Origin of the sequence: Oceanobacillus alkalisoli (assembly GCF_021556485.1) — a bacterium.
GTDB lineage: Bacteria > Bacillota > Bacilli > Bacillales > Amphibacillaceae > Oceanobacillus > Oceanobacillus alkalisoli.
The window spans coordinates 78729-102728 of record NZ_JAKGBW010000014.1 but is presented as its reverse complement, the minus strand read 5'-3'; the positions used below and the strand labels follow the sequence as shown (position 1 = coordinate 102728).

22 protein-coding genes are annotated in these 24000 nt (G+C 39.5%); 19 read left to right on the top strand and 3 right to left on the bottom strand.

Annotated features, from left to right (window positions below; genetic code table 11):
* The first annotated feature begins 10 nt into the window (after window positions 1–10).
* Window positions 11–1045 carry a type II toxin-antitoxin system antitoxin DNA ADP-ribosyl glycohydrolase DarG gene (darG, locus tag LZD48_RS13645; protein WP_235763284.1) on the top strand — a complete coding sequence of 345 codons (1035 nt, stop codon included), beginning with the start codon at window positions 11–13 and terminating at the stop codon, window positions 1043–1045.
* Window positions 1046–1930: 885 nt separating this feature from the next.
* Here the strand turns inward: darG and LZD48_RS13640 are convergent.
* Window positions 1931–2899 carry a sugar phosphate isomerase/epimerase family protein gene (locus LZD48_RS13640; RefSeq protein ID WP_235763283.1) on the bottom strand — a complete coding sequence of 323 codons (969 nt, stop codon included), beginning with the start codon at window positions 2897–2899 and terminating at the stop codon, window positions 1931–1933.
* Between the two features lie 188 nt (window positions 2900–3087).
* Here LZD48_RS13640 and LZD48_RS13635 point away from each other — a divergent pair, with 188 nt between their 5' ends.
* From LZD48_RS13635 to LZD48_RS13605, 7 genes are all read left to right on the top strand, one after another.
* Entirely contained in the window at window positions 3088–4080 is a 993-nt protein-coding gene (locus LZD48_RS13635; protein ID WP_235763282.1) for a LacI family DNA-binding transcriptional regulator, read from the top strand.
* A gap of 212 nt (window positions 4081–4292) precedes the next feature.
* Window positions 4293–5099, top strand: coding sequence for a sugar phosphate isomerase/epimerase family protein (locus LZD48_RS13630; protein WP_235763281.1), 807 nt, complete (start codon window positions 4293–4295; stop codon window positions 5097–5099).
* Between the two features lie 22 nt (window positions 5100–5121).
* Window positions 5122–6282 (top strand): substrate-binding domain-containing protein, encoded by a 1161-nt coding sequence (locus LZD48_RS13625; protein ID WP_235763280.1) that lies wholly within the window; start codon window positions 5122–5124, stop codon window positions 6280–6282.
* 21 nt (window positions 6283–6303) lie between these two features.
* Window positions 6304–7467, top strand: a complete 1164-nt coding sequence (locus tag LZD48_RS13620) for a levoglucosan dehydrogenase (RefSeq protein ID WP_235763279.1) — start codon at window positions 6304–6306, stop codon at window positions 7465–7467.
* Between the two features lie 58 nt (window positions 7468–7525).
* A complete protein-coding gene (locus LZD48_RS13615) occupies window positions 7526–9025 on the top strand; it encodes a sugar ABC transporter ATP-binding protein (protein WP_235763278.1) in 1500 nt (499 codons plus the stop codon).
* On the top strand, window positions 9006–9965 hold the full coding sequence (locus tag LZD48_RS13610) for an ABC transporter permease (RefSeq protein ID WP_235763277.1): 960 nt from the start codon (window positions 9006–9008) through the stop codon (window positions 9963–9965). Before LZD48_RS13615 ends, LZD48_RS13610 begins: the two co-directional genes overlap by 20 nt.
* 28 nt (window positions 9966–9993) lie before the next feature.
* A complete protein-coding gene (locus LZD48_RS13605; protein WP_235763276.1) occupies window positions 9994–11028 on the top strand; it encodes a Gfo/Idh/MocA family protein in 1035 nt (344 codons plus the stop codon).
* Here the strand turns inward: LZD48_RS13605 and LZD48_RS13600 are convergent.
* Window positions 11025–11192 (bottom strand): hypothetical protein, encoded by a 168-nt coding sequence (locus tag LZD48_RS13600; protein ID WP_235763275.1) that lies wholly within the window; start codon window positions 11190–11192, stop codon window positions 11025–11027. The genes LZD48_RS13605 and LZD48_RS13600 overlap by 4 nt on opposite strands.
* Here LZD48_RS13600 and LZD48_RS13595 point away from each other — a divergent pair.
* The 11 genes from LZD48_RS13595 (at window position 11153) to LZD48_RS13545 (ending at window position 23078) form a co-directional block, all read left to right on the top strand.
* Window positions 11153–12121 carry an ROK family glucokinase gene (locus tag LZD48_RS13595; protein WP_235763274.1) on the top strand — a complete coding sequence of 323 codons (969 nt, stop codon included), beginning with the start codon at window positions 11153–11155 and terminating at the stop codon, window positions 12119–12121. The two genes, LZD48_RS13600 and LZD48_RS13595, sit on opposite strands and share 40 nt — an antisense overlap.
* Before the next feature lie 368 nt (window positions 12122–12489).
* Window positions 12490–12660, top strand: a complete 171-nt coding sequence (locus LZD48_RS13590; protein ID WP_235763273.1) for a hypothetical protein — start codon at window positions 12490–12492, stop codon at window positions 12658–12660.
* 713 nt (window positions 12661–13373) lie between these two features.
* Entirely contained in the window at window positions 13374–14042 is a 669-nt protein-coding gene (locus LZD48_RS13585) for a GntR family transcriptional regulator (protein WP_235763272.1), read from the top strand.
* Window positions 14043–14059: 17 nt separating this feature from the next.
* The gene (gene lhgD, locus LZD48_RS13580) at window positions 14060–15274 is read left to right on the top strand and encodes an L-2-hydroxyglutarate dehydrogenase (protein ID WP_235763271.1); all 1215 of its coding nucleotides are present in this window, start codon (window positions 14060–14062) and stop codon (window positions 15272–15274) included.
* A 117-nt stretch (window positions 15275–15391) separates the two neighbouring features.
* The gene (locus LZD48_RS13575; RefSeq protein WP_235763270.1) at window positions 15392–16567 is read left to right on the top strand and encodes an iron-containing alcohol dehydrogenase; all 1176 of its coding nucleotides are present in this window, start codon (window positions 15392–15394) and stop codon (window positions 16565–16567) included.
* Window positions 16554–17312, top strand: coding sequence for an SDR family NAD(P)-dependent oxidoreductase (locus tag LZD48_RS13570; protein WP_235763269.1), 759 nt, complete (start codon window positions 16554–16556; stop codon window positions 17310–17312). The genes LZD48_RS13575 and LZD48_RS13570 overlap by 14 nt, the downstream gene beginning before the upstream one ends.
* Before the next feature lie 68 nt (window positions 17313–17380).
* Window positions 17381–18379, top strand: coding sequence for a zinc-dependent alcohol dehydrogenase (locus LZD48_RS13565; RefSeq protein WP_235763268.1), 999 nt, complete (start codon window positions 17381–17383; stop codon window positions 18377–18379).
* Between the two features lie 55 nt (window positions 18380–18434).
* A complete protein-coding gene (locus LZD48_RS13560; protein ID WP_235763267.1) occupies window positions 18435–19895 on the top strand; it encodes an NAD-dependent succinate-semialdehyde dehydrogenase in 1461 nt (486 codons plus the stop codon).
* A 131-nt stretch (window positions 19896–20026) separates the two neighbouring features.
* On the top strand, window positions 20027–21157 hold the full coding sequence (locus LZD48_RS13555) for a type 2 periplasmic-binding domain-containing protein (protein WP_235763266.1): 1131 nt from the start codon (window positions 20027–20029) through the stop codon (window positions 21155–21157).
* A gap of 43 nt (window positions 21158–21200) precedes the next feature.
* The gene (locus tag LZD48_RS13550; RefSeq protein WP_235763265.1) at window positions 21201–22532 is read left to right on the top strand and encodes a TRAP transporter large permease; all 1332 of its coding nucleotides are present in this window, start codon (window positions 21201–21203) and stop codon (window positions 22530–22532) included.
* A 30-nt stretch (window positions 22533–22562) separates the two neighbouring features.
* A complete protein-coding gene (locus LZD48_RS13545) occupies window positions 22563–23078 on the top strand; it encodes a TRAP transporter small permease (RefSeq protein WP_235763264.1) in 516 nt (171 codons plus the stop codon).
* Window positions 23079–23548: 470 nt separating this feature from the next.
* On the opposite strand, the gene LZD48_RS13540 is transcribed toward LZD48_RS13545, so the two are convergent.
* On the bottom strand, window positions 23549–23989 hold the full coding sequence (locus LZD48_RS13540) for a helix-turn-helix domain-containing protein (protein WP_235763263.1): 441 nt from the start codon (window positions 23987–23989) through the stop codon (window positions 23549–23551).
* Window positions 23990–24000 lie beyond the last annotated feature (11 nt).

The window sequence follows — 24000 nt, the reverse complement described above, 5'->3', positions numbered from 1 at the left end:
GGTGGATGAAATGATTCAATCAGTAAAAGGAAACCTGCTTGAAGATTCAGCTGAAGCATATGTAAATACAGTGAATACAGTGGGCGTTATGGGGAAAGGAATTGCACTTCAATTTAAGCAAGCATTCCCTGATGTATTTGACCAATATGTGAAAGATTGTAAAAAAGGGCTTGTACAAATAGGGGTAATGCATGTAGCGGAAGTACAAGGGTTAGCCGCACCAAAGTACGTGATTAACTTTCCCACAAAAGAACATTGGCGTCATCCATCAAAGCTTGAATATATTCAAAAAGGTTTAATCGATTTAGTAAAAGTTGTCCGGAATTTAGAAATTAAATCGATAGCATTACCTCCTCTTGGATGTGGAAATGGCGGCCTGGAATGGAGTGAAGTACGTCCGTTGATTTTAGAGGCATTTCAACCATTAAAGGTAGAAGTACATTTATATGAACCAGCGGGTGCACCACCATTAGATAAAATGATCGTTCGAACAAAAAAACCAAAAATGACAATGGGTAGAGCTTTATTATTAGCAGCAATGTCTCGTTATGCTGGTCCTGGCTATCGAATGTCATTATTAGAAGTACAAAAGATTGCTTATTTCTTGTATGAAATTGGCGCATTACCAAAACTGAAATATAAGAAAGGCAAATTTGGACCATATGCGGACAATTTAAATCATGTACTTCAAGCAATGGAAGGCCATTATATTAGAGGGTATGGAGATAGAACGCAAGGTGCAGAGATTTATTTATTAGATGGTGCGGCAGAAGAAGCGGAGCAATTTTTATCAACGGATGATGAAGCGAAAAGTTACTTGCAGCAAGTAGCCGATTTGATGTACGGATTCGAAACCCCTTATGATCTAGAGTTGCTGTCTACAGTTGGATGGATTCTAAAAGAAGAACCAACGAAAGTAGACAATAAACATTTTGTAGTAGAGTCGGTAATGAATTGGAATGAAAGAAAGAAAAGAATATTTCCAGAAGATCATATCATGCAGGTCTGGGACTATCTTGTACATGAAGTGAATTTTACATGGTGAAAAATGAGTGATCGTCTTCAATCGACGGTCACTTTTTCTCTGTCCAAAAGGGTTTTAGGTACGCTTACATCAATTATTATTATATTTGGTACCTTTTTCGCTCACATTATAACAATGTTACCTTTGAAACGGATTAAGTTCTCCAAAATGGAAATGGAATTCGACTCTCATTCAACTAGGGAGAAAGAAATAGCTAATCAATTTCTTTATTCATCGACAATGTTACATAATCACACGGAAAATGTTAGGTATTTATGAACTAATAACTTTTTTGAACTGAAAGAGGTGTTGCAATTTCTTACCGACAGTTAGAAAGCTAACACGCTTGAGTATAGTAATAAACTAGCTCTAACAATTGATATTGTAGAACCATCTGAGTTAAGAGGAAGAGAAGAAAGGAAACTTTGTAAATTACTAAGTCAACAGGAGGTCGTTAAATCAAGAACTGCTTATATTGATCGGTTAATAAGAGGAGAAAATATCCTTCTCGGAATTGTTCCAGTGACAGATTCAGATGAAGCTGTCGTGGTGGTTCGTAGAGAATATGATCAACCATTTGAGCAATGAAAGTTAGATTACAGATTAAAGAGGTATAATAAATACAAAAGGGAGATAGAAATCTATGGACTTATGCTGGATGCTGAAGAGAAGGTTTATACGCGGGTTGTGTGTAGTAGGGATTAATGATAGAAATATCTTGATTATCAGGTTGTCTAAGTAACCTATCTCACCGTAGATGATTGATTACAACCATCCGAATAAACAGATGCGTCATCTAATACTGCTAATGACGGACACTTCCAAGGTTAAGGACAGTGGATTGATCCTATGATCGTCAGGGTAAAAAAGTCCACACCTAAAAGGTGCAGACTTTTTTCCTTTACTTTATACCCACCAAGCTTCTGCAGCTGGTTCATTGATACTTACGGATTTTAAATTTTTGACTGCTTGGCTAAATCCTTCATTTATAGACATGATTGGATCTTCGTGTTCAATGCTAACTACATAATCATAGCCGTTGATTCTAAGGGCGCTTATAATATCAGACCACTCTTTTATGCTATGTCCATAGCCAACTGAACGAAATGACCATGCTCTCGTCTTTATATCTGTATAATTTTGCATATCTGTAAGCCCATACATATTTACATTTTCTTGGTCAATGTACGTATCCTTTGCATGGAAATGATGTATTGCATTTTCTTTACCTAAAATTTTAATGGCCGCAATTGGATCAATACCCTGCCACCATAGATGGCTTGGGTCTAAGTTTGCACCTATTGCATCATTCGTTGCATTTCTTAATTTTAGCATTGTATAGGGTGTGTGGACAGAGAATCCGGCATGTAGCTCTAAACCGATTTTTACTCCATGGTCTTTTGCAAAACTCCCCATTTCTTTCCAATAAGGAATCAATTTTTGTTCCCATTGCCATTCGTATATATCTGAGTATTCTGTTGGCCATGGTGTTACAGGCCAATTTGGATATTTTGAATGTTCCCCTGATCCGGGTATTCCAGAAAAAGTATTAACCACTGGAACATTCATTAATTCCGCTAATCTAATTGTTTTTCTTAACGTTTCTGTAGCCTGTTTAGCATGTTCAGCATCTGGCGAAATTGGGTTATCATGGCAACTGAATGCACTTATCATTAGTCCACTCGATTCAATTTCATGTAAATAAGATTTACGTTTATCCTCGTTTTCTAGTAATTCATCTAAATTACAATGATGATTACCTGGATGTCCTCCGGTTCCAATTTCGATAGCATCTAGCCCGGACTTGGAAACGATTTCAAGCATGTCCTTAAATTTCTTATCCGCAAATAAAACTGTAAAAACGCCTAATTTCATATGATATCCTCCCGATGAATTATTTTCAAACTGATAAAATTAAAAAAATGTAATCCATTACATTTCAATATAGTTAGTATAAAAGGAAAAATCAAGTTAATTTAAAGATTCTTTTTTAATGTTGACAAATAATCCTAATTAAATTATCATAGATTTTGTAATCGATTACAAATGGTGAGGATGTCAAAATGGCTAATATTCAAGATGTTGCTCAAGCGGCAGGAGTATCCGTAGCAACTGTTTCAAGATTTTTCAATGATAGAAGTGCTGTTTCCCTTAAATCAAGAAAAAAGGTAGATGAGGCAATTAAGCAATTAAATTATGAACCTAGCGTTTTGGCTAGAAATTTAAGGAAAACGGAAAGTAGGTTATTGCTCGTATTAATACCTAAAATTTCAAATCCTTTTTATTCGGAAATCATAAATGGAATCCAAGATGTCGCAATAAATAATCGTTATAATATTCTACTTTGCGAAACAGATTCTAATCCAGAGAGGGAGGATATTTATTTTAACCTAGTCAGGAACAAGATGGCAGATGGAATTATTACAATGGATCCAGCTGTTCAAGTAGATTCTTTAATTGAATTGGCTGCATCACATCCGATTATTCAATGTAGTGAATATGCAGTGGAAAGTGGTATCCCGTATGTCACGATTGATCATGAGGAAGCAGCTTATCAGGCGGTTCGACATTTAATTCAGCTCGGGCACAAAGAAATAGCATTAATTAATTCCCACGAGAAGTTTCTATATTCAAGAAAACGAGAGAACGGATATAAGAGAGCGCTTGAAAAAGATAATTTACCGTTTAACGAGGAATGGATAATCAGATGTGAGGAATTAGAATTTATTAATGGACAATTAGCTATGAGAAAAATATTAGGCGGTAACAACCGGCCAACTGCAGTGTTTGCCGTTTCTGATTTACTTGCAATAGGCGCATTAAAAGAGTTACATCATGCCGAATTAAATGTTCCAAATGACGTTGCGTTGGTTGGATTCGATAAAATAGCATTTTCTAATATGACATATCCAGCATTAACCACTGTTGCTCAACCGATGTATGAAATGGGTAAATTATCAGCAAAAATGCTTATTGACAAGATTAAAGGTAAGGAAGTAGAAAATGTCACACTTGATTTTGAGTTAGTAATAAGGGAGTCAACACTTGGAAGATAGGATGGAGGTTAGTACTAGGCTCTTAAATGTGAATTTAAGAGTCAAGTAGTGGCTGGTTTGTAATCGATTACATCCAAGTCCATTAAAATAAAAGGGGGGTATCCTTTTTACTATATAAATTATTATTAAATCGTTTATAGGAGTAGGATTTTATAGAAGCGCTCATTTATTAAATTACTGAAAAACCAAATTACGGAAAGGCGGTCACAATTATGAAATTAGCTTGCTTAACGAATGGTTGGGGCAGTGTATGGGGTACACCTGGAGGAGTTACTTCTATCAAAGATAGTTATTATATGTCTAGTGGATCAACAGAAGAAGCCATCAAAGAAATTAGTAAATTAGGTTATAGCGGGATTGAAATATTTGAGGGGAACTTAATGGAGTTTGAAGAAGAAGAATTTAGGAACCTTATGAAGAAATACGATTTAGAATTGGTGGGAGTATACACCGGAGCTAATTTTATTTACTCAGAAATATGGGAAGAAGAAAAGTCTAAAATTGAAAGTGTTATCAAACGGGCCTCCAGCTTAAATTGCCTGAACCTTGTAATCGGCGGCGGGGCGATAAGAAGTACAGGTATACTGGATGAGGATTACAAAATTCTTGGAGAGAGGTTAGATGTAATCAATGACTTGGCGGCACAACACGGCTTGGTATCCCATTATCATCCACATTTAGGATCGATGGTTGAATCACCAGAACAAATAGAGAAGTTATTTAAGCACACTTCTATAAATCTATGCCCTGATACTGCCCATCTGGAGGCGGGTGGTGGTGATCCAGTAGAAATAGTAAATACTTATGCTGATCAAGTAAAATATATTCACTTAAAAGACTTTAAAGATGGAAAATTTTTACCTTTAGGTGAAGGTCACCAAGATTTTGATAGTATCCTAACTAAGTTGAAAAGCCTCGAAGATTATTCCGGTTGGATAACCGTAGAATTTGATTCTTTTGAGGATGCAGAATATGCAGCTCGTGTAGGCAAGGAGTTCTTAGATAATAAGTTAAGTTAAATTTATAAGGGGGGGACATGAAATGAAAAGACTATTAATCATGTTGTTAGCATTAACAAGCATCCTAGTTTTGGCAGCTTGTGGAAGCGGAAACGATTCAACAAATGGTGAAGGTGGAAGTGAAAGTGGGGACACAAATTTTACTGGCTCTATAAAGATAAATGAAAATATCTCGGAAGAAGTAGAAATTAAAAGTGAAGGACCAAAAGGAGAAGTAGCAACATCTGCAACTAGTTTAGAATTGACTGAAGAAGAAGTAAAGGAGATTCAAGAAGGAGATTATACAGCAGCGATAGCTATGCACTATGCGGGTAATGACTGGGCAAGGGCTCAAATTGAAGGACTAGAAGCTACTTTTGAAAAAATGGGAATTGAAGTTCTTGCAGTAACAGATGGTCAATTTAGTGTAGAAAAACAAATGGCAGACATTGAAACTATTTTGGCGAGACAACCTGATATTCTAGTTAGTATTCCAGTTGATCCTGTATCTTCAGCAGGTGCCTATAGACAAGCTGTACAAGAAGGGGTTCATGTTGTATTTATGGATAACGTGCCAGAAGGTTTTGAGCCGGGCGATGATTATGTAAGCGTGGTTTCAGCAGACAATTATGGAAATGGAGTTCTTGCTGCGGAAATATTGGCAGAGGAATTAGGTGAGGAAGGCGACATTGGAGTTATCTATCACGACGCGGACTTTTTCGTAACAGGACAACGAGTAGAAGCTTTTGAGAAGACGATTGAGGAAAACTATCCAAACATTAATATTCAAGCGCGTAATGGTATTGCTAATCCGGAAGACGGTGAAAGTGTAGCTTCAGCAATGTTAACAAAGGATTCGGATCTTGATGGTATGTTTGTTGTTTGGGATGTACCAGCAGAAGGAGCGCTTGCTGCAATTCGGAGTGCAGGTCAAGATGATATGAAAGTAACTACGATTGATCTTGGAACTAACGTAGCAATTGACATAGCCGGTGAAGGCAATATTGTCGGATTAGGTGCCCAGCTTCCATATGAGCAAGGAGTAGCGGAAGCAATTTTAGCCGGATACTCTTTACTTGGAAAAGAGGCGCCATCTTACGTAGCGGTTCCAGCAACACGGGTGACCAGAGACAATCTGCTCGAAACTTGGGAGCTTGTTTATAACCAGGAAGCACCTAGCGAAGTCAAAAGCAAGATGGAATAAAAAAACAGGAGGAGATTTAAAATGAAAAGATTAAACATTGGTATGATTGGCGGAGGATTTATGGCAAAAGCACATTCTATGGCATATGCATCTGTACCTATGTTCTTCTGGCCGACAGAAATAATTCCTTATCGTAAGACTGTAGTAGAGGTGAATGAAGAATTAGCAAAAAATGCCGCAGAGCGCTTTGGTTTCGAAAACTATTCAACAGACTGGCGTACATTACTTGATGACCCGGAAATTGATGTCATCGATATTGTTACACCAAACCATCTACATGCAGAAATGGCAATTGCTGCAGCTAAAGCCGGTAAGCATATTATTTCAGAAAAGCCATTGGGAAGAAATGCTAAAGAAACAGAAAAAATGCTTAAAGCAGTTAAAGAAGCTGGGGTTAAACATATGGTTGCTTTCAATTACCGTAAAACGCCTGCGATTGCTTTAGCGAAGAAATTTATTGAAGAAGGAAAGATTGGGAAAATCCTTAATTTTAGAGGTACATATTTACAGGATTGGTCAGCAGACCCTGAGTCACCGTTATCATGGAGATTCAACAAAGAAAAAGCAGGGTCTGGTGCACTGGGAGACATCGGAACGCATGTGATTGATCTCGCACGTTATCTAGTGAGCGATATCAGTGAAGTCATGGCTTTAAGTAAAACGTATATTAAAGAAAGACCCATCTCTTCGGGTCCGCTTGATAATTTAGGCACCGTAAAAAGTGAAAATACGGAAATGGGCACGGTAGATGTAGATGATGAAATCTCTACTCTAGTCCGTTTTGATAGCGGTGCCATTGGTAGTATTGAAGCTACTAGAAATGCATGGGGGCGTAATAACTTTATTACATTTGAAATCCATGGTGAGGAAGGCTCTATTTACTTTAATTACGAGAGACGTGATGAATTACAAGTTTGCTTTGCTAACGATAGTGCAGAAGAAAAAGGATTCAGAACAATTTACACTGGCCCAGCACATCCAAACGGTGAGTTTTTATGGCCAATACCTGCGCTTGGTATAGGATATAGCGAAACGAAAATTATCGAAGTAAATGACTTTATTCAAGCGATTGCTAATGATACAGAATGTGAGCCGAGTTTTGAGGATGGTCACCGAATTGCATTGATCAGTGATGCAATCCTAGAATCTGCTGAGAAAGACGAGTGGGTTAAAATAGAGGGGTAATAGATAAAATTACGGACCCTTTTTAAAAAAAGGGTCCCTCTTTAAAAGGAGGATAGCCATGTCACAGATAGCTTTACAAATGAAGGGAATTAATAAAGCATTTTCCGGTGTAAAAGTCCTGAAAAAAGTAAACTTCGAGGTGGGAAAAGGCGAAACTCACGCTCTCATGGGAGGTAATGGGGCTGGAAAATCTACTTTAATGAAGATCCTTACAGGAGTTTATACACTGGATAGTGGCGAGATTATCATAGATGGTAAATCTGTTGAAATAAATAATCCAAACGATTCAAATCAAGCTGGTGTGGCTATGATTTTTCAAGAGTTTAGTTTAATTCCGAAGTTAACCGTAGCTCAGAATATCTATTTAAATAGAGAGCCCCGGACGAATCTTGGTTTTATCGATGACAGCAAAATGAATGCAGAAACGCAGAGATTATTAGATGAATTAGACCTTCATATCAAAGCAACGGATCTGGTTGAGGATATCAGTGTCGGTTATTGGCAAATGACAGAGATTGTAAAAGCAATATCGAACAATGCAAAGATCGTGATTATGGATGAACCTACTTCCACCCTTTCTTTAAAAGAAACAGAAAAGCTATTTGACATGATTGATAATTTAAGAAAGAAAGGGATCACCATTATTTATATTTCACACCGCATGGATGAGATATTTAAAGTCTGTGACCGGATTACCATTCTCCGCGATGGTGAAAACGTCATAACGGAACGCTTGAGCGAACTGACAATGGATGATGTTGTTCAGCACATCATCGGCGGGAAATTAAAGCGGACTTTCGTATGGGAACCAAGAGAAGTTGATTATACTAAACCCCCGCTGCTGGAAGTTAGAAATCTTCAGTCCGGAGATAAAGTAAAGAATGTTTCCTTTGATTTATATAGAGGAGAGATTCTAGGGTTTGCAGGTCTAATGGGGAGCGGGCGTTCGGAGACCGTCCGTGCTTTATTCGGTATTGATAAGATTAGACAAGGAACTGTCTGTATCGATGGGAAAGAGATTGTTGTCAATAATCCGATGGATGCGATGAAGTTGGGATTGGCTTTAGTGCCAGAAGACAGACGTGAGCAAGGTTTAATATTGGAACATTCTGTTAAGGAAAACATGATTTTACCGATATTAAAGAAAGTCAGTAATAAATTCTTTGTCCAAGAGAGAAAGGTAAGTGAAGTTGTAAAAGATTATATTCAGCGGTTAAATATAAAAACCGATAACGAGGATAAAATTATATCCTTATTATCAGGCGGGAATCAGCAAAAGGTTGTATTATCCAAATGGTTAGCAAATAGCCCGGATATTTTAATTTTGGACGAACCAACGAGCGGAGTGGACATTGGAGCTAAGAGTGAGATTCTTAAGGTTATCAGGGAATTAGCTGATCAAGGAAAGTCCGTTATTGTTATTTCTTCTGAGATTACGGAATTATTAGCCGTCAGTGACCGTTTAATTATTTATCATCAAGGAACGATTGCGAATTCTATCCCGCGGGAAAATCTTAAAGCAGAGGAGGATGTTGAAATTGCCATCCAAAATGTCTAACTTCTTTCGTAATATGAGTTGGAGAAATTACATCGTTTATATAGCGTTTATTTTTGTGTTTATCTTTTTTTCAATCTATTTATCGGATGCAGGATTTCTAACTGCTGGTAATTTAATGAGTATTGCCCGTCAAACAGCGATGATCACTATTATGGCGGTGGCCATGACATTTGTAATTAGTACAGGGGAAATCGACCTTTCCGTTGGTTCCACTGCAGCATTATCGGCAATGACAACCGCACTGACTCTGCAAGCTGGGATGGGCATCGTTGCAGCTGTTATTGTGGGCTTAGCGACCGGGTTTATCATTGGAGCAATAAATGGATTGTTAGTGTCGAAAGTTCTAATTCCTTCATTTTTAGTAACGCTAGCAATGATGGAAGTAGGCCGCGGAATAGCAATGTGGATTACTGGTACAGCACCAGTGCCGATTTTGCATGATACGTATATCTTTTTATTCGGCTCCGGTGATATTTTGGGTATTCCTGTTCTGCTCATTTGGACAATAATCATTGCGGTTATAGGATTCATCTTGCTGAATAAAACACCATTTGGCAGGCAAACCCTTGCAACAGGAGGAAATGAAAAAGCAGCTTTATTTACTGGAATAAAGACAGCGCGGATCAAATTATCTGTATTTATATTCACTGGAACAATGGCGGGTTTAGCTGGTATGTTATACGCAGGCAGACTTGAGGCGGGACGCTATACGTTTGGTCAGGGTGATGAATTATCTGTTATTACTGCCGTTATTTTGGGTGGTACAAGTCTTGCTGGCGGTGTAGGGAGTGTAATTGGTACTGTAATTGGGTCGATTATGATCGGCACGATTAACAACGGGCTGATTTTAATGGGGTTAGATGTTAGCCAGCAGATGATTGTTTTAGGTATTATTTTAATACTGGCAGTTACTTTTGGTAAAAAGTCTAAGTCAACTTAAGTTAAGTACTGATATAGGAGGATATAAATTGAAATATAAGGTAGGAATTGTCGGGTGCGGCTCTATTACAAAGTTTCGTCATGCGCCAGAATATAAGGCAAACCCTTATATAAAAGAAATTGTTTTTTATGATAGAAATATAGAAAGAGCTGAAGCGTTGGCAGAGGAATTTGGTGGTAGTGTAGCTGAAACGTTTGAGGAGCTAATAGAAGACCCATCGATTGATATGATTAGTGATTGTTCATCGAATGAAAATCATAGTTATTTCACTAGTAAAGCACTAGCTCATGGAAAGCATGTGTTATGTGAAAAACCGATAGCTTTAACAATCGAAGAAGCGGAGCAGATGATTGCTGCACAAAAAAAATCAAAGAAGAAACTGATGATCGATCATAATCAGAGATTTACTCCAGCTCATCAGAAGGCAAGAGAAATTATACAACAAGAGGAACTGGGTAAAGTATTATCATTTAAAACCTCATTCGGGCATAAAGGACCTGAATATTGGGGTGTAAATAAATCAAATTCTACTTGGTTCTTTAAAAAAGAAAGGTCAAAGCTCGGTGTCTTGGGTGATCTCGGTATTCATAAAGTAGATTTGATTCACTATTTGCTTGATGATCAAATTGAGCAAGTTAGCGCATTTCATGGTGCACTGCACAAGAAAGATGAAAGTGGCGATCCGATTGAGGTTTCAGATAATGTGGTTAGTAATTTAAGGACAAGGAAAGGTGTTCTCGGAAATGCGGCCTTCTCTTGGACTTATTATGGTGAAGAGGACAATAGTACTATTATTTATTGTGAAAGAGGAATTATAAAGATTTACCACGATACAGAATACCAGATTGTTATTACAACTATGGATGAACAAGAAGTGAATTATAAGTTAGAAACAATTCAAACGAATGATAATCAGACAAATACCGGTGTTATAGATGCATTCGTAGAAAGTGTTCATCATGATCAAACTCCTCTTGTAACTGGGGAAGACGCATTATTAGCTCTGAAAGTTTCTTTAGCACTACAGGAGGCTGCTGAAACACATCGTGTAATCACTATTTAATGAATTTCATAATACGTATTTAATGCTTCACCATCACCATATGTAGTTGAGTTGGTTCGTTCCCAACTACATATGGTGATGGAATAGCCGACAATATTAATAAAAAACCAGGAGGAGCTACTAGATGGAAAAGCTTGTAATTGGTTTAGATATCGGTGGAACAACAGTAAAAATAGGGTTCCTTACAAGCGATGGGAAAATCCTCAAGAAAACAGAAATTCCTACGAATAAGGAGGGAAATGGAAAATATATCGTTAAAGAAGTATGGAACAAGATATTGCTCACATTAGATTCAATGAATATGGATTGCAAGGATATCTTAAGTATCACTGCCGGTGCTCCTGGTTTTATTAATAGAAGGTCCAAGAATATATACGAGGCTATCAACATTGGATGGAAAAATTACCATTTGGGGGATGAGTTAGAAGCATTAGCGAATGTTCCAGTTTTTATCGAGAATGATGCTAATTTAGCTGCATTAGGAGAAAACTGGAAAGGAGCGGGAACCGAAGCGGAGAATATGATTCACGTTACCCTTGGCACTGGGGTAGGCGGAGGTATTATTCTGAATGGAGAAATTGTATCTGGTGTCAACGGAACTGCTGGGGAAATTGGGCATATAACAGTTGAAAAAAATGGTTCTCTTTGCAACTGTGGAAGATTTGGCTGCTTAGAAACGGTTGCTTCCGCTACTGGTATTGTTCGTCAGGCACATGAAATAATAAAAGGAAATCGCTCAACAGAGCTATTTCGGCTTATAAACGAGAGAGGGAACATAACTGCGAAGGATATCTTTAATTTAGCAGATCAGGGAGAGCCGCTCTCAAAGCAAATAATTAAAAAAAGTGCCTCTACGCTTGGATTCGCTCTCGCTAACTTATCTGTAGCCCTTAATCCATCCATTATTACGATAGGCGGCGGCCTATCGAAAGCTGGGGAAGGATTGATTTATGCAATTGAAAAAAGCTTTAGAGCCAATGCACTTCCCAGAATCAGCAATAGTTGTGAAATCAAGGTTGCCAAGTTAGGAAATGATGCAGGAATTATAGGAGCCGTTCGGGCAAGTCAGCTTTATCTTGGGATGGAGAAGTAGGTCCTCACCTTCATTATGGATGTAATGGGGGGGAGGGCTTTTTTTGTGCAGGGGGTGTATCAGCGTATTCGGTAGGTTAAGCTTATTTAGTGAAGAGGAAACCAATTATTCAGCATACTTTCTTCAATAAGTGGATTATTGCGGATGGATTGCATGGTTGAATACGGTTAAGGAAGCTGCTATGTCACACAAGTTAGGGGAATTACAGTCAATCCAGGTCTTATACATAACGTGTCAGATGACTTCGGGATGGTGGCTATTTAATTGGTGAGCTTGTCCGGGAGAAGGATGCGGTACAGGTTTGTTTGTTGAGTGCAGAAGTCGCAACTTATTATAAGGCTAATAATAAGAGGTTGTATGAAGGAGTAATGGAGCTATATGAGACATATGGCTATTATCGTGAGGATTTGGTTTCTTTAACATTGAAGGGTAAAGATGGAGTGCAGCAGATTGCTGCCGTCTTAAGCGATTTTCGTAGTAACCCGCTGAATAAAATCGCGGGGAGAACTGTGTTGAAAGAATTACTAGGTACATATTGAAATGTCGGTCTACAAGTTCTCTTATAAAAAGTGAGTATTGCGGACATGAGCAAGTGGGTAAGTGCTGAGTGGGGAGGCACTAGAACTAAAGCATAAAATTATTGCATAATGCGGACGTATATACCCTGCTGTTGGTATTTTATATTATTCTGATTATATAATCTATTAAATTCATTGTCAATATTTTTTCGATATTATATGTATCTTTAGTTACTGTTTAATAGACTAATCGAGAAGAGCGCGCGACATTTGAATTGGCGATCCGCTGCGGGAAAGAATATGAATCGCTTTGGAAAAAAGAGTACGATCAAAAGGGGAGCGTTGTTGAAATAATTGGTGAAAAAGGAGAGGCCCTTAGGCAGTATAGAGGTTATCCTTGGTACAGGGAATGACCCTGTTCCTTTTTTTAGTGTAAAAAATCTAAAAGCAAAAAACTCTCATCCAAAATTGATGTGCATTTTTTGCTTTTATGTTCTTACTTAGCGCTGGCTCTAATCAAATAGTCCGAATCACCTGCAACAGCGATAGAAACTCCAGCCTTTGTTACGATTATGTCAACTCACTTTGTATCCAAAGGAATATCAATTGTATCCAAAGTGAATTCCGCTATAATTAAAAACGCTGATATTATTTAAATTTACCTATTGAAATAATTAGAAAAAAGTGTTATTCTCTAAATAATGTATCCAAAATAAAGGGAGGTGGATACAAGGTTGGTTATTTCAAATGATAGCAAATCGACGGTTGTCAGCTATGTAACGAAGATGATCCGGAAAGAGATACTACGAGGTACATTGAAAAAAGGCGACCGTTTGATTCAAGAAGAGTGGGCTGAAAAACTGAATGTCAGCAGAATGCCTGTTCGTGAAGCGTTCGTGCGGCTACAGGAGGAACGCCTCGTAGAAATCATCCCGCATAGGGGGACGGTTGTTACTCCGATTACTCGAGATGATGTAGAAGAAATTTATCAAACCCGAGTATTATTGGAAGGGCTTGCAGTTTCGAAATCACTTCCATTCCTCTTGGATGAAGATAAAAAGCAATTGCATGAGATATTGATCCAAATGGAAGAGCTTCGAATTTCTGATGAAACAGATGAACAATATATCCAATTAAATAGGGAATTCCATGGCCTCCTTAGAAAAGGATGTCCTTGGCCAAGGCTGAAGAAGATGGTGGAGACACTTGGAATTTCACCAATCGCACCTAGCCTTCTCAAAGACCATTATTCCGAAACCCAGAAGGAGCATAGGAATATTTATAACGCTGCTTTACGTGGAGATCCTAATGAGCTTCGGGCTGCGGTGGAATATCATATTTTGCGGACGAAGAATAATTTAATAAATTACATGGAACTGCTTCATTGCAATGATCCAGAATAAAAGAGGGTGTGTGAATCATGTATGATTTTGCGGTCATAGGTGGGGGCATCGTCGGGCTGTCGACGGGAATGTCCATTTGTAAGCGTTATCCGGATAGTAAAGTTGCTATTATTGAGAAAGAGTCCAGTCTTGCGGAACATCAGACGGGACATAATAGCGGGGTAATTCATTCAGGCATTTATTACAAACCGGGAAGCTTTAAAGCGCGGTTTGCGCGTCAAGGGAGCCAGTCGATGACGGAGTTCTGTCAAACACATGGAATTGATCATGATATTTGCGGGAAAGTAATTGTTGCGACAAAGGAAGAGGAATTACCGCTCCTTGATAACCTGTATAATCGAGGGCTAGAAAACAAACTTGCTATAAGAAAAATCGGCACTGAGGAATTGAATGAAATAGAGCCTCATGTTGCGGGGCTCGGTGCCATACATGTCCCTCAGGCAGGAATCGTCAATTACAAACAAGTTAGCGGGAAGTTTGCCGAAATTATCGAGCAGAATGGCGGAGAAATTCATTTACATACGGAAGTTATGAAAATCCATGAAGAATCGGATCGAGTCATTATTGAAACGAACAAGGGCACATTCGAGGCTGGTGTTGTAATTAATTGTGCCGGTTTACATAGTGATCGGGTGGCTAAGGCGGCAGGATATAAAACGGATATGAAAATCATGCCTTTTAGAGGGGAGTATTTTAAATTAAAGCCGGAAAAGCGTCACCTTGTGAAGCATTTGATTTATCCAGTGCCAAATCCAAAGTTTCCCTTCCTTGGCGTTCACTTTACACGCATGATAAACGGGGAAGTCGATGCAGGCCCGAATGCTGTACTTAGCTTCAAGCGAGAAGGGTATAAAATGACGGATTTCAGTGCGAAGGATTTGGCTGAGTCGTTGACCTATCCAGGATTATGGAAAATGGCAAGGAAATTTGTGAAAGAAGGAATCGATGAATATGTCCGTTCTTTCAGTAAAAAGCACTTCACCAAAAGCCTTCAGCAGTTAATTCCGGAAATTGGGGAAGACGACTTAATTCCAGCGCCGGCTGGTGTCCGAGCCCAAGCTATAGGTAGTGATGGCGCGATGGTCGATGATTTTCATATTATCATGGGTAAACGAACGGTACACGTTTGTAATGCGCCGTCACCTGCAGCGACTGCAGCTATCGAAATAGGGGAATCAATCGTTGACAAACTTGCAGAGCAACCAGTTTCTAAAGAGGCAATCATTAGTTAGTCAAATTAAACTTTTTAACTCAATTTGACTGAATTTTATTTTTAGAAAGAATAAAAGCGCTTTCGATAAGCTTTATTTAACATCAATTAGGGAGAATTGGAAAAGGAGAGATAACAAATGAATGAATTAGGTTTCTTTAAAAATCCCACTCAAATTACTTATGGAATGGGTGCTATCCAGCGAGGATTAAGAGGGATTATCGACGGGAATCAATTTAAAAATGTCCTCATCATTACGGATAAAGGAATTTTAAAAGCCGGCCTGGTTGATCAGATTACAAACCAATTAGGGGATTTGAATTATGCCATTTACGACGAAACCCAATCGAACCCGACGGTAAAAAATTGTGAAGAAGCAAAAACTAATTTAATGGAAATAAATGCAGATGTGGTAGTCGCAATCGGGGGAGGAAGCTCCATCGATGTAGCGAAAGCCGTATGCTTATTAGCTACAAATGATGGCTCCATTAATGATTATGAAGGGATCGATCAATTTAAAAATGATCTGTTGCCACTTGTTGCCATTCCAACGACAGCAGGAACTGCAAGCGAGGTTACGAACTTCACCGTGATTACTGATGAAGAACGTCAATACAAGCTGACAGTCGGTGGAGTCAGATTATCTCCCAAGTGGGCATTAGTCGACCCGCTCGTAACAAAATCTCTTCCTCCTAGCATTACTGCCGAAACGGGCCTCGATGCATTGGTTCATGCAATTGAATCGTATACATCGAAAATGGCAACTCCGATTTCTAAGACACTTGCAAGGGAAGCAATAAGAAAAATCAGTGCAAATTTAAGGCAGGCTGTCTTCAACGGAGACAATCTGGTCGCTAGGGACAACATGTTAATGGGAAGTCTATTGGCGGGTCTCGCTTTTAACAATACACGATTAGGAAATTGCCATGCATTAAGCCATCCAATCAGTGCGATTTATGGAGTGGCCCATGGGGTGACTAACTCCATTCTAATTCCACATATCATGGAATTCAATGCGCCTGCAGTTCCAGAACTGTTCAGCGATATTGCTGAAGATATGGGAGAAAACATGGAAGGCTTAACCTTGATGGAGCGAGCTGAAGCTGCCGTGCAAGCAGTGAAGAAATTATCAAAGGATATTAAGATACCAAGTGACTTCAGTTCTTTCAATATGGATGAAAGTCAGATAGACCGAATGGCAATCGACGCAATGAAGAGCGGCAATATTGCCGTTAATCCGAGGATTACAAGGTATGAGGACGTAGTGAATTTATACAAGAAGGCGATAGGAGGTGCCGAGCTTGCTAGGGTTTGATCTCACGGGGAAGACGGCACTCGTAACAGGTGGTGGCCGGGGGATCGGTGAGTCAATTGCCCTCGCGTTAGCTAAAGCCGGTGCGAATGTGGCCGTAATTAGCAGGACCGAAAGTGAGTTGGAGAAAGTTGCTGATCAAATTACAGCACTTTCGAGAAAAGTATATTTTAAATCTGTAGATATCACTGATAAGGCAGCGATTCAATCGTTTGTGAAAGAACTTGTCGAACAAGAAGGGAAGATTGATATTCTTGTTAATGGGGCAGGGACGAATAAAAGATCTCCATTTCTTGAAGTTACGGAAGAGGAATGGGATTCTATTATGGCAATTAATTTGAAAAGCGTCGTCTTCGCTTCTCAGGCAGTCATTCCCTATATGCAGAAACAAGGCTACGGAAAAATCATCAATATTGCTTCATTGACAAGTGAGATAGGTATGAAAAACCTGACTACTTATAGCGCTAGTAAAGGGGGCGTATCCCAAATTACGAAAGCCTTAGCAGTTGAGTTTGCAGAAGATGGAATCTTTGTGAATGCGGTAGGACCAGGATACTTTAAAACAAAAATGACAGCATCGTTATTTGAAGATAAACAAAAAGTGGGCTGGATGGAATCCCGTATTCCTCTCAAAAGAACCGGAAATACAGAAGATGTTCAAGGTGCAGCAGTGTTCTTAGCATCTGAAGCTTCCAATTATGTTACGGGGCAAACCATCTACGTTGACGGTGGTTGGTTAATTTCTTAAAAGACTTCAAAATATATGTCACTAACGGATGTGACAAAAAACAACACCTTTGAAAGGCAGGTGTATGAATGTTAGCAGCGGTAAAAACAGAGAACTCCAAAGAGATTTTGTTGGAGGATAAGCCGATTCCTGAGCTAGAGGAAGATGAGCTTCTCATAAAAGTGCAAGCCTGTGGTATCTGTGGGAGTGATCTCCATGCATTTGTCCACAGCAGGGGCTATGAGTTTGTTGATAAGCCAATTATCCTTGGTCACGAAATTGCTGGGGAAGTGGTAGGCAGCGGTGAGGGGCTTCAAGACTCGTTCATCGGCAAAGGAGTAATTGTAGAGTCCATGCATTATTGTGGGAGATGTGAGAATTGCAACTCCGGTCGATTTTCTATTTGTGAAACTAATAAAGTGATCGGTCTCCATTTTAATGGCGGAATGTCCGAATATGTAAAAACAAAAAGAAAATATGTAAAAGAGATTCCAGATGGCCTGCCAGCGACATTGGCCAGCCTAAGTGAACCGATGGCAGTAGCGGTCCATGCGGTAGAAAAGGCAGGGGAAATCAAAGAAAATCAGCTCATTCTCGTACAAGGTCCGGGAATCATCGGTTTCTTTATCGGATTAGTTTGTTTGGCAAAAGGTGCAAGGGTTATCCTTTCCGGACTTGAAAAAGACTATTCTACCAGATTGTCCAAAGCGGAAGAGTTTGGGATGATTCCTCACCGGACGAATGTGGATGTCTTACCGGAAAAAGTAGATTTATTATTTGAATGTTCCGGCTCGCCTGCAGCTGTTACAGAGGGCTTCAAGCAGTTGAAAAAAGGCGGGAAAGCAGTCTTCGTCGCGCTGTATGAACAGACAGTAGAATTGTTTTTAACTGATTTAGTCCGCAATGAGTGGCCGATCATCACAAGTTATGGATGTAACCCAAGCGACTATGAAACTGCATTGGAGGTGCTTAAAAGAAATCAACATGAACTTCAGGAAATTATTTCTTATTATCCGCTGGGGCAGATTAATGAGGCATTCAAGGATAGTTTAAGCCAAAGTGTATTGAAAGCAGTACTGGAAATATAAGCTTCATATAAAAGAAGATCCGATTAATTCTATACAACGATTAGGAGGAAGGAACATGAACAAACTGAAAGAGATTTCATTAATCGATTTAGAAGATATTAAACTATTCATTAACGGAAAATGGGTGACGGCAAGTTCTAATTCCCATTTCACGTTGAACAATCCATCTACCGGAGAAGTCGTTACAGAGGTGCCAAGAGGCGGGAGAGAAGAGGCAAAGCAAGCGATTGAAGCTGCGAATGAAGCGTTTCCGGCATGGTCGAAGCTTACCGCCTATGAGCGTGCGGATTATTTATTAAAATTGAGAGATTTGATGCTGGAGCATGACAAGGAACTCGCTTCCATCATGAGTTTTGAAATGGGGAAAGCATATACTGAAGCTGTCGGTGAAGTAAGTTATGCTGCCTCCTTCCTTACTTGGTATGCGGAAGAAGGGAAACGATTGTACGGAGAAACGATTCCTGGTTCTGCTTCCAATAAGCGTTTATTTGTAGTGAAACAACCGGTTGGAGTAGTTGCTGCTATCACTCCATGGAACTTCCCGTTAGCGATGATGACAAGAAAGCTCGGTCCTGCTATGGCTGCTGGATGTACAAGCGTGGTAAAACCAGCTAGTCAATCACCTCTATCTGCATTGGCTTTCGCTAAGTTAGTTGAAATGGCTGGAATTCCAGCAGGGGTCGTCAATATCGTCGCAGGTGCTACAAGGGAGATATCGGATGAGATCTTTGAAAATCCAATTGTTAAAAAGGTTTCCTTTACAGGTTCAACTGAAGTTGGGAGGAAGTTGGTGGAACAATCCGCAGCACAACTTAAGAAGCTTTCCTTGGAATTGGGAGGACATGCGCCATTCATCATCTTTGAAGACGCCGATTTGGAGTTAGCCGCTGAAGGTGCTTTAGCAAGTAAATTCAGAAATGCTGGACAAACCTGTGTCTGTGCGAACCGGATTTATGTACATGAAACTGTAATCGATGAGTTTTCCGAGATTTTCCGTTCGAAGGTGAAAGAGTTGAAAGTTGGAAACAGCTTGGATGAAAGCGTGCAAGTTGGACCAGTAGTCAATGAAGAAGGTTTAAACAAAGTGGAACAACATGTGGAAGATGCCGTGCAAAAAGGAGCAAAAGTGCTGCACGGTGGAAGCAGAGTCGAAGGGGATGGCTTTTTCTATCAACCAACTGTCCTCTCTAATGTGACAGATGACATGTTGATTATGGAAGAAGAGACGTTCGGGCCGGTTGCTCCGCTTACAGCGTTTTCTGATGTAGATGAAGTGATTTGTAAAGCGAATGATACGGAATATGGATTGGCCGCTTACATTTACACCCAGGATATCTCCCTTTCCGTAAAAGTAGCGGAAGCAGTGGACTTTGGTGTAATCGGATTGAATGATGCGATGCCTGGTGTTGCTCAAGCTCCATTTGGAGGTAATAAACATAGTGGCTACGGACGAGAAGGTGGAAAAGAAGGAATCAAGGAATATCTTAACGTAAAATACATTTCACTGGGACTGTAATTCCAGGGGGATAGATATTACAAGACTCAAGTCATATAGTTGATATTTCAAATCTAACACAGGGGCTTACCCGAGCTCCTGTGTTATTTACACCAAATGTAATCGGTTACTTTGACAAGGAAGGTGATTCTATGAAAATCCTATCATGGAAATCTATAGCTATGCTTCTAATATTGACAGTATTACTAGTCGGTTGTGGAATAAGCAGTGCGCAAAAAGGAATGGGTGACGACGAAGTGATTGAGCTTAGAGTCGGTACGGGTGTCCCTACCACACATATTATCAATCAGGCTTATTTTACCCCGTGGCTTGAAGCGGTCGAAAAGGAAACGAATGGGAAAGTCCAGTTTGAAACGCATTACGGTGGAAGCCTTGTTGCGATGGGTCGAGAATACGATGCGCTGGAATCCGGAATCGTCGACATTGTCCTCCCGATGTTTCAAATGTATGACCCAGTCCGCTTTCCATTGTCGGAAGTCAGTATGCTGCCGGTGATGGAATCTGATGTATATATCGCAACGAAAGCGTATGAAGAACTCGTGTTGGGTGATTACGTATTTGAAAATGGCAAGACGTTTTATGAAATGGAACATGGAAGTAAAGGGTTGAAGCAATGGACGAGCCCAACGACAGAAGGGTATAAGTTCAGTTATGCAGATATTAGCGAACCCCAAACAATAAGCGAATTCGCTAACGTGACATTCAGGAGTTCTGGGCGCATGTCCGAGATATTCTCTAAGAATATAGGGATAAATGCGATTTCGATTCCGGCAGGGGATATCTATGACTCCTTATCGAGGGGGTCCATCGATGGATTGTATTTCTCGATTCCGGACTGGCCGAGTTATGGGATAGGGGGGCTCTTTAATTATACGATTGATGGAGTGAACCTGGGGCATTTCAGCCATACGTATGGGATGACACAGGAAACATGGGATTCCCTTCCAAAAGAAGTTCAACAAATAATGGATGAGCAGGCTAGGAAACTGTTGCATGATCCTGATACGTATGAAATTTATGAGGAACGGACAGAAGATTCCTTACGCACGATGGAAGCAGCTGGTGGAATGATTGCAATGATTGACGAGCAACCACAAGAAATTCAAGAAGCAGTTGACCGAGCCATCGTCGATACATGGAAGGATTGGATTGAAATGAACGAGGAAAAGGGCTTTCCGGGGAAAGAAACGGCATTATTGTGGAGAGACCTGATCATAAAACATGGCGGAAGTGTCCCGACAGAAATTGAAGAAATGAAATAATATCTATAGCAAAATATGACTAAAGTTGCAAAGAGGTGGAACAATGGATGGAACCTTAGCTTTTCTTATAGTAATTGTACTCTTTGCCGTCCTTTTGGCATTAGGGATGCATATAGGAACGGTGTTGATCGTCTCTGGGATTGTAGGAGCAATCCTAATTGATGGATTTGCTTCATTGCCTGGAGTTGTGCAGGATTCTAGTTTTTACAGTGTAGCTACATATTCGTTAACGACCATTCCATTATTTATATTAATGGCACAATTCATCGTACGATCGAATATCATAGGTCTTCTATACAATTTTGTATTCCAGATATCAAGACAGAACGGCGGCATGCTCGGGGTATTCACCATGATGCTGGGAGGATTTTTAGGTGCCCTATCAGGGTCCCCGACTGCGATTAGTGCTGCACTCGCACAAATCTCACTGCCGCAACTAAGAATGCATGGATATAATAAGTACTTTGCCACAGCGACGATTGCTATGGCAGGATCTTTATCGACGATTATCCCTCCTTCCATTATTTTAATCGTTTATGGGACAGCAACGATGACATCTATTGGAGAGCTATTTATCGCGATGGTAGTTCCCGTTATACTAATCTTAGTAACCGTTTCTATAGCTGTCTTTGTCATGTATCGTATTACTTATGTAAAAGATGACACGACAGTAGGAATGATGGAAGTGGCTCCTGCAGAAGAAGAACTAGGGATGGAGCCGAATAAGAAAAACTATATTATTTCAATTGGAAGTCTCTTGATCATTATCGGAACGATTTTCATTGGAATATTCCTTGGAATCTTTACACCGACGGAAGCAGGAGCCATTGGAGCGTTCTTAAGCTTAATCATGGCTGCATTGCTGAAGCGAGTGGACGTACAATTTTTGAAAGATTCATTAATTGGTACAATCAATATATCTGCGATGGTCATGTTTATCATATTAGGAGCTAGTATTTTTGGTAAATTCGTAACCATCTCACTTATACCGATAAATGTCATTAATTGGATTTCTCCATTAATGGATACACCGATTCTACTGATGGCGATTCTATTAGTTATTTATTTCTTCTTATTTATGATTATAGAAGGTACAGCGGTGATTTTAATGACGGTTAGTATTGCTCTGCCAATCGTAACGGAAGCAGGTTTTGACCCAATTGTTTTCGGTGTGTTGCTCACGATTGTATGTGCTGCGGGACTGTTGACTCCGCCGGTTGGTTTAAGTGTATTCAGTGCAGCCGGGGTAGCACGTATCCCTTCTCAAAAAGTATTCTTTTACGGCACGATTTATGCGTTTATCATTGTCCTAGTCACGGTACCAATTCTTCTATTGTTCCCAGAACTGGTGACGTGGTTACCGGATAGGATGTAATGATTTTTGAAATGAAAGGGGGAAATATGTATGAAACAACATCCAAATCAACCAAAAACATTCATTGTTGGCATGTATGTTGGCGGTCTTGCGGTTCTTCTCATGATGCTGCTGACCGTAGTGGACGTTATACTGAAGAACTTATTTAATTCTGCTATTCCAGGCAACTATTTATATATACAAAATTACCTGATGCCGATTGCTATTTTCTGTGGGATACCATATGCCCTTTATTCAGGCATCTTCCCGAGACTGGATATGCTGATCAATCGGTGGAAGCATTCAACACGTCTAAAGGTAGTAGTGGCAATACTGATTATCGAGGTTATCTCGTTCATCATCATACTCTACTATAGTTTCCTGTATGGGGTATTCGGTGCCACAACTAATATTACGTTTTTAGCCGGAATAAACAGTCTGCCTCTGTATCCGATGTTCTTCCTAGTCAGCCTTTCCTTTGGTTTGCCGTCATATTATTTGATTCGTACGATTATAAGTTGCGTTCGGGAGAAAAAGGAACCAGCGTTCTTCGCGGAAGCTGAATAAAGTTAGTGGTGTTCAGAAATGCGATTAGTTTATGAGGGGGGTGGATCCTTTTTTGTGCTTTTTCTAATTTCTTCAAGATTATCTTTCAATTCTTCCGCTGTACCGGAGAACTGCTGGGGTGAGAGTAATTTTATATTGTTCATTGGTGGGAGCACTTCCTTTATTTAGAGTTTGTGATGACTGGATGGGTTTATTGGGCTTATATTTGTAGTTTATCATAGATGGTTGGAGATATTTTGGCTTGGAAAGATCTAGAACGAGTAAGAAGGAGTAAGAAGGATGTAAATATGTGTAAAGCATATTGCCATTATGATTACAAAACGAAATCCATAAGTAGTAAGCACCAATCGATTAATAATGAAGAATAAGTTGAATGTATATTGAAACAGACAACACGAGCGATGGAGAAGGCCGGTGTTGTCTGTTTTTTTAATCGGAATTAGCAGTGCTGGTATAGTATTGAAAGAGTATTATGAAGCTCCTAATTCTCCAGTAACCTCAATATTTATAGTAGCCTTCATTCCCATTGCTTCCATTACGGATTCAATTTTCTCTGCGGTAGCCCCGTAATATTCGTGTCTCTCATCTCTTGATATTTGAGAGTTACTAACCCCTAATTTTTCAGCTAATTCAGCCTGTGTCATTCCTGTATATATCCTGTATGCAATAAGGGTTTTTCCAATATCAGTGAATTTATAAATTGGATTAAATGAACCACGTTTTATCTTTTCGTAATGCTCGACTTCTTCTTTCAATTGTTCATGAAATGATAGTAAAGGATCTATTGCCATTTTAATTTGATCAGAGTTTAAACCCATTTCTTTGAAGCGTTTTTTTTCACTGGCAATAAACTTTTGATCCTCTTTTAATTTGTCGACAGCTTTTTGATATGCAGATTCATTTTTAATCATTATTCCCACTC

Coding starts and splice junctions, on each gene's coding strand:
- darG (WP_235763284.1), top strand. CDS start 11: ATGATTCAATCAGTAAAAGGAAACCTGCTTGAAGATTCAGCTGAAGCA.
- LZD48_RS13640 (WP_235763283.1), bottom strand. CDS start 2,899: ATGAAATTAGGCGTTTTTACAGTTTTATTTGCGGATAAGAAATTTAAG.
- LZD48_RS13635 (WP_235763282.1), top strand. CDS start 3,088: ATGGCTAATATTCAAGATGTTGCTCAAGCGGCAGGAGTATCCGTAGCA.
- LZD48_RS13630 (WP_235763281.1), top strand. CDS start 4,293: ATGAAATTAGCTTGCTTAACGAATGGTTGGGGCAGTGTATGGGGTACA.
- LZD48_RS13625 (WP_235763280.1), top strand. CDS start 5,122: ATGAAAAGACTATTAATCATGTTGTTAGCATTAACAAGCATCCTAGTT.
- LZD48_RS13620 (WP_235763279.1), top strand. CDS start 6,304: ATGAAAAGATTAAACATTGGTATGATTGGCGGAGGATTTATGGCAAAA.
- LZD48_RS13615 (WP_235763278.1), top strand. CDS start 7,526: ATGTCACAGATAGCTTTACAAATGAAGGGAATTAATAAAGCATTTTCC.
- LZD48_RS13595 (WP_235763274.1), top strand. CDS start 11,153: ATGGAAAAGCTTGTAATTGGTTTAGATATCGGTGGAACAACAGTAAAA.
- LZD48_RS13590 (WP_235763273.1), top strand. CDS start 12,490: ATGGAGCTATATGAGACATATGGCTATTATCGTGAGGATTTGGTTTCT.
- lhgD (WP_235763271.1), top strand. CDS start 14,060: ATGTATGATTTTGCGGTCATAGGTGGGGGCATCGTCGGGCTGTCGACG.
- LZD48_RS13575 (WP_235763270.1), top strand. CDS start 15,392: ATGAATGAATTAGGTTTCTTTAAAAATCCCACTCAAATTACTTATGGA.
- LZD48_RS13565 (WP_235763268.1), top strand. CDS start 17,381: ATGTTAGCAGCGGTAAAAACAGAGAACTCCAAAGAGATTTTGTTGGAG.
- LZD48_RS13560 (WP_235763267.1), top strand. CDS start 18,435: ATGAACAAACTGAAAGAGATTTCATTAATCGATTTAGAAGATATTAAA.
- LZD48_RS13555 (WP_235763266.1), top strand. CDS start 20,027: ATGAAAATCCTATCATGGAAATCTATAGCTATGCTTCTAATATTGACA.
- LZD48_RS13550 (WP_235763265.1), top strand. CDS start 21,201: ATGGATGGAACCTTAGCTTTTCTTATAGTAATTGTACTCTTTGCCGTC.
- LZD48_RS13545 (WP_235763264.1), top strand. CDS start 22,563: ATGAAACAACATCCAAATCAACCAAAAACATTCATTGTTGGCATGTAT.
- LZD48_RS13540 (WP_235763263.1), bottom strand. CDS start 23,989: ATGATTAAAAATGAATCTGCATATCAAAAAGCTGTCGACAAATTAAAA.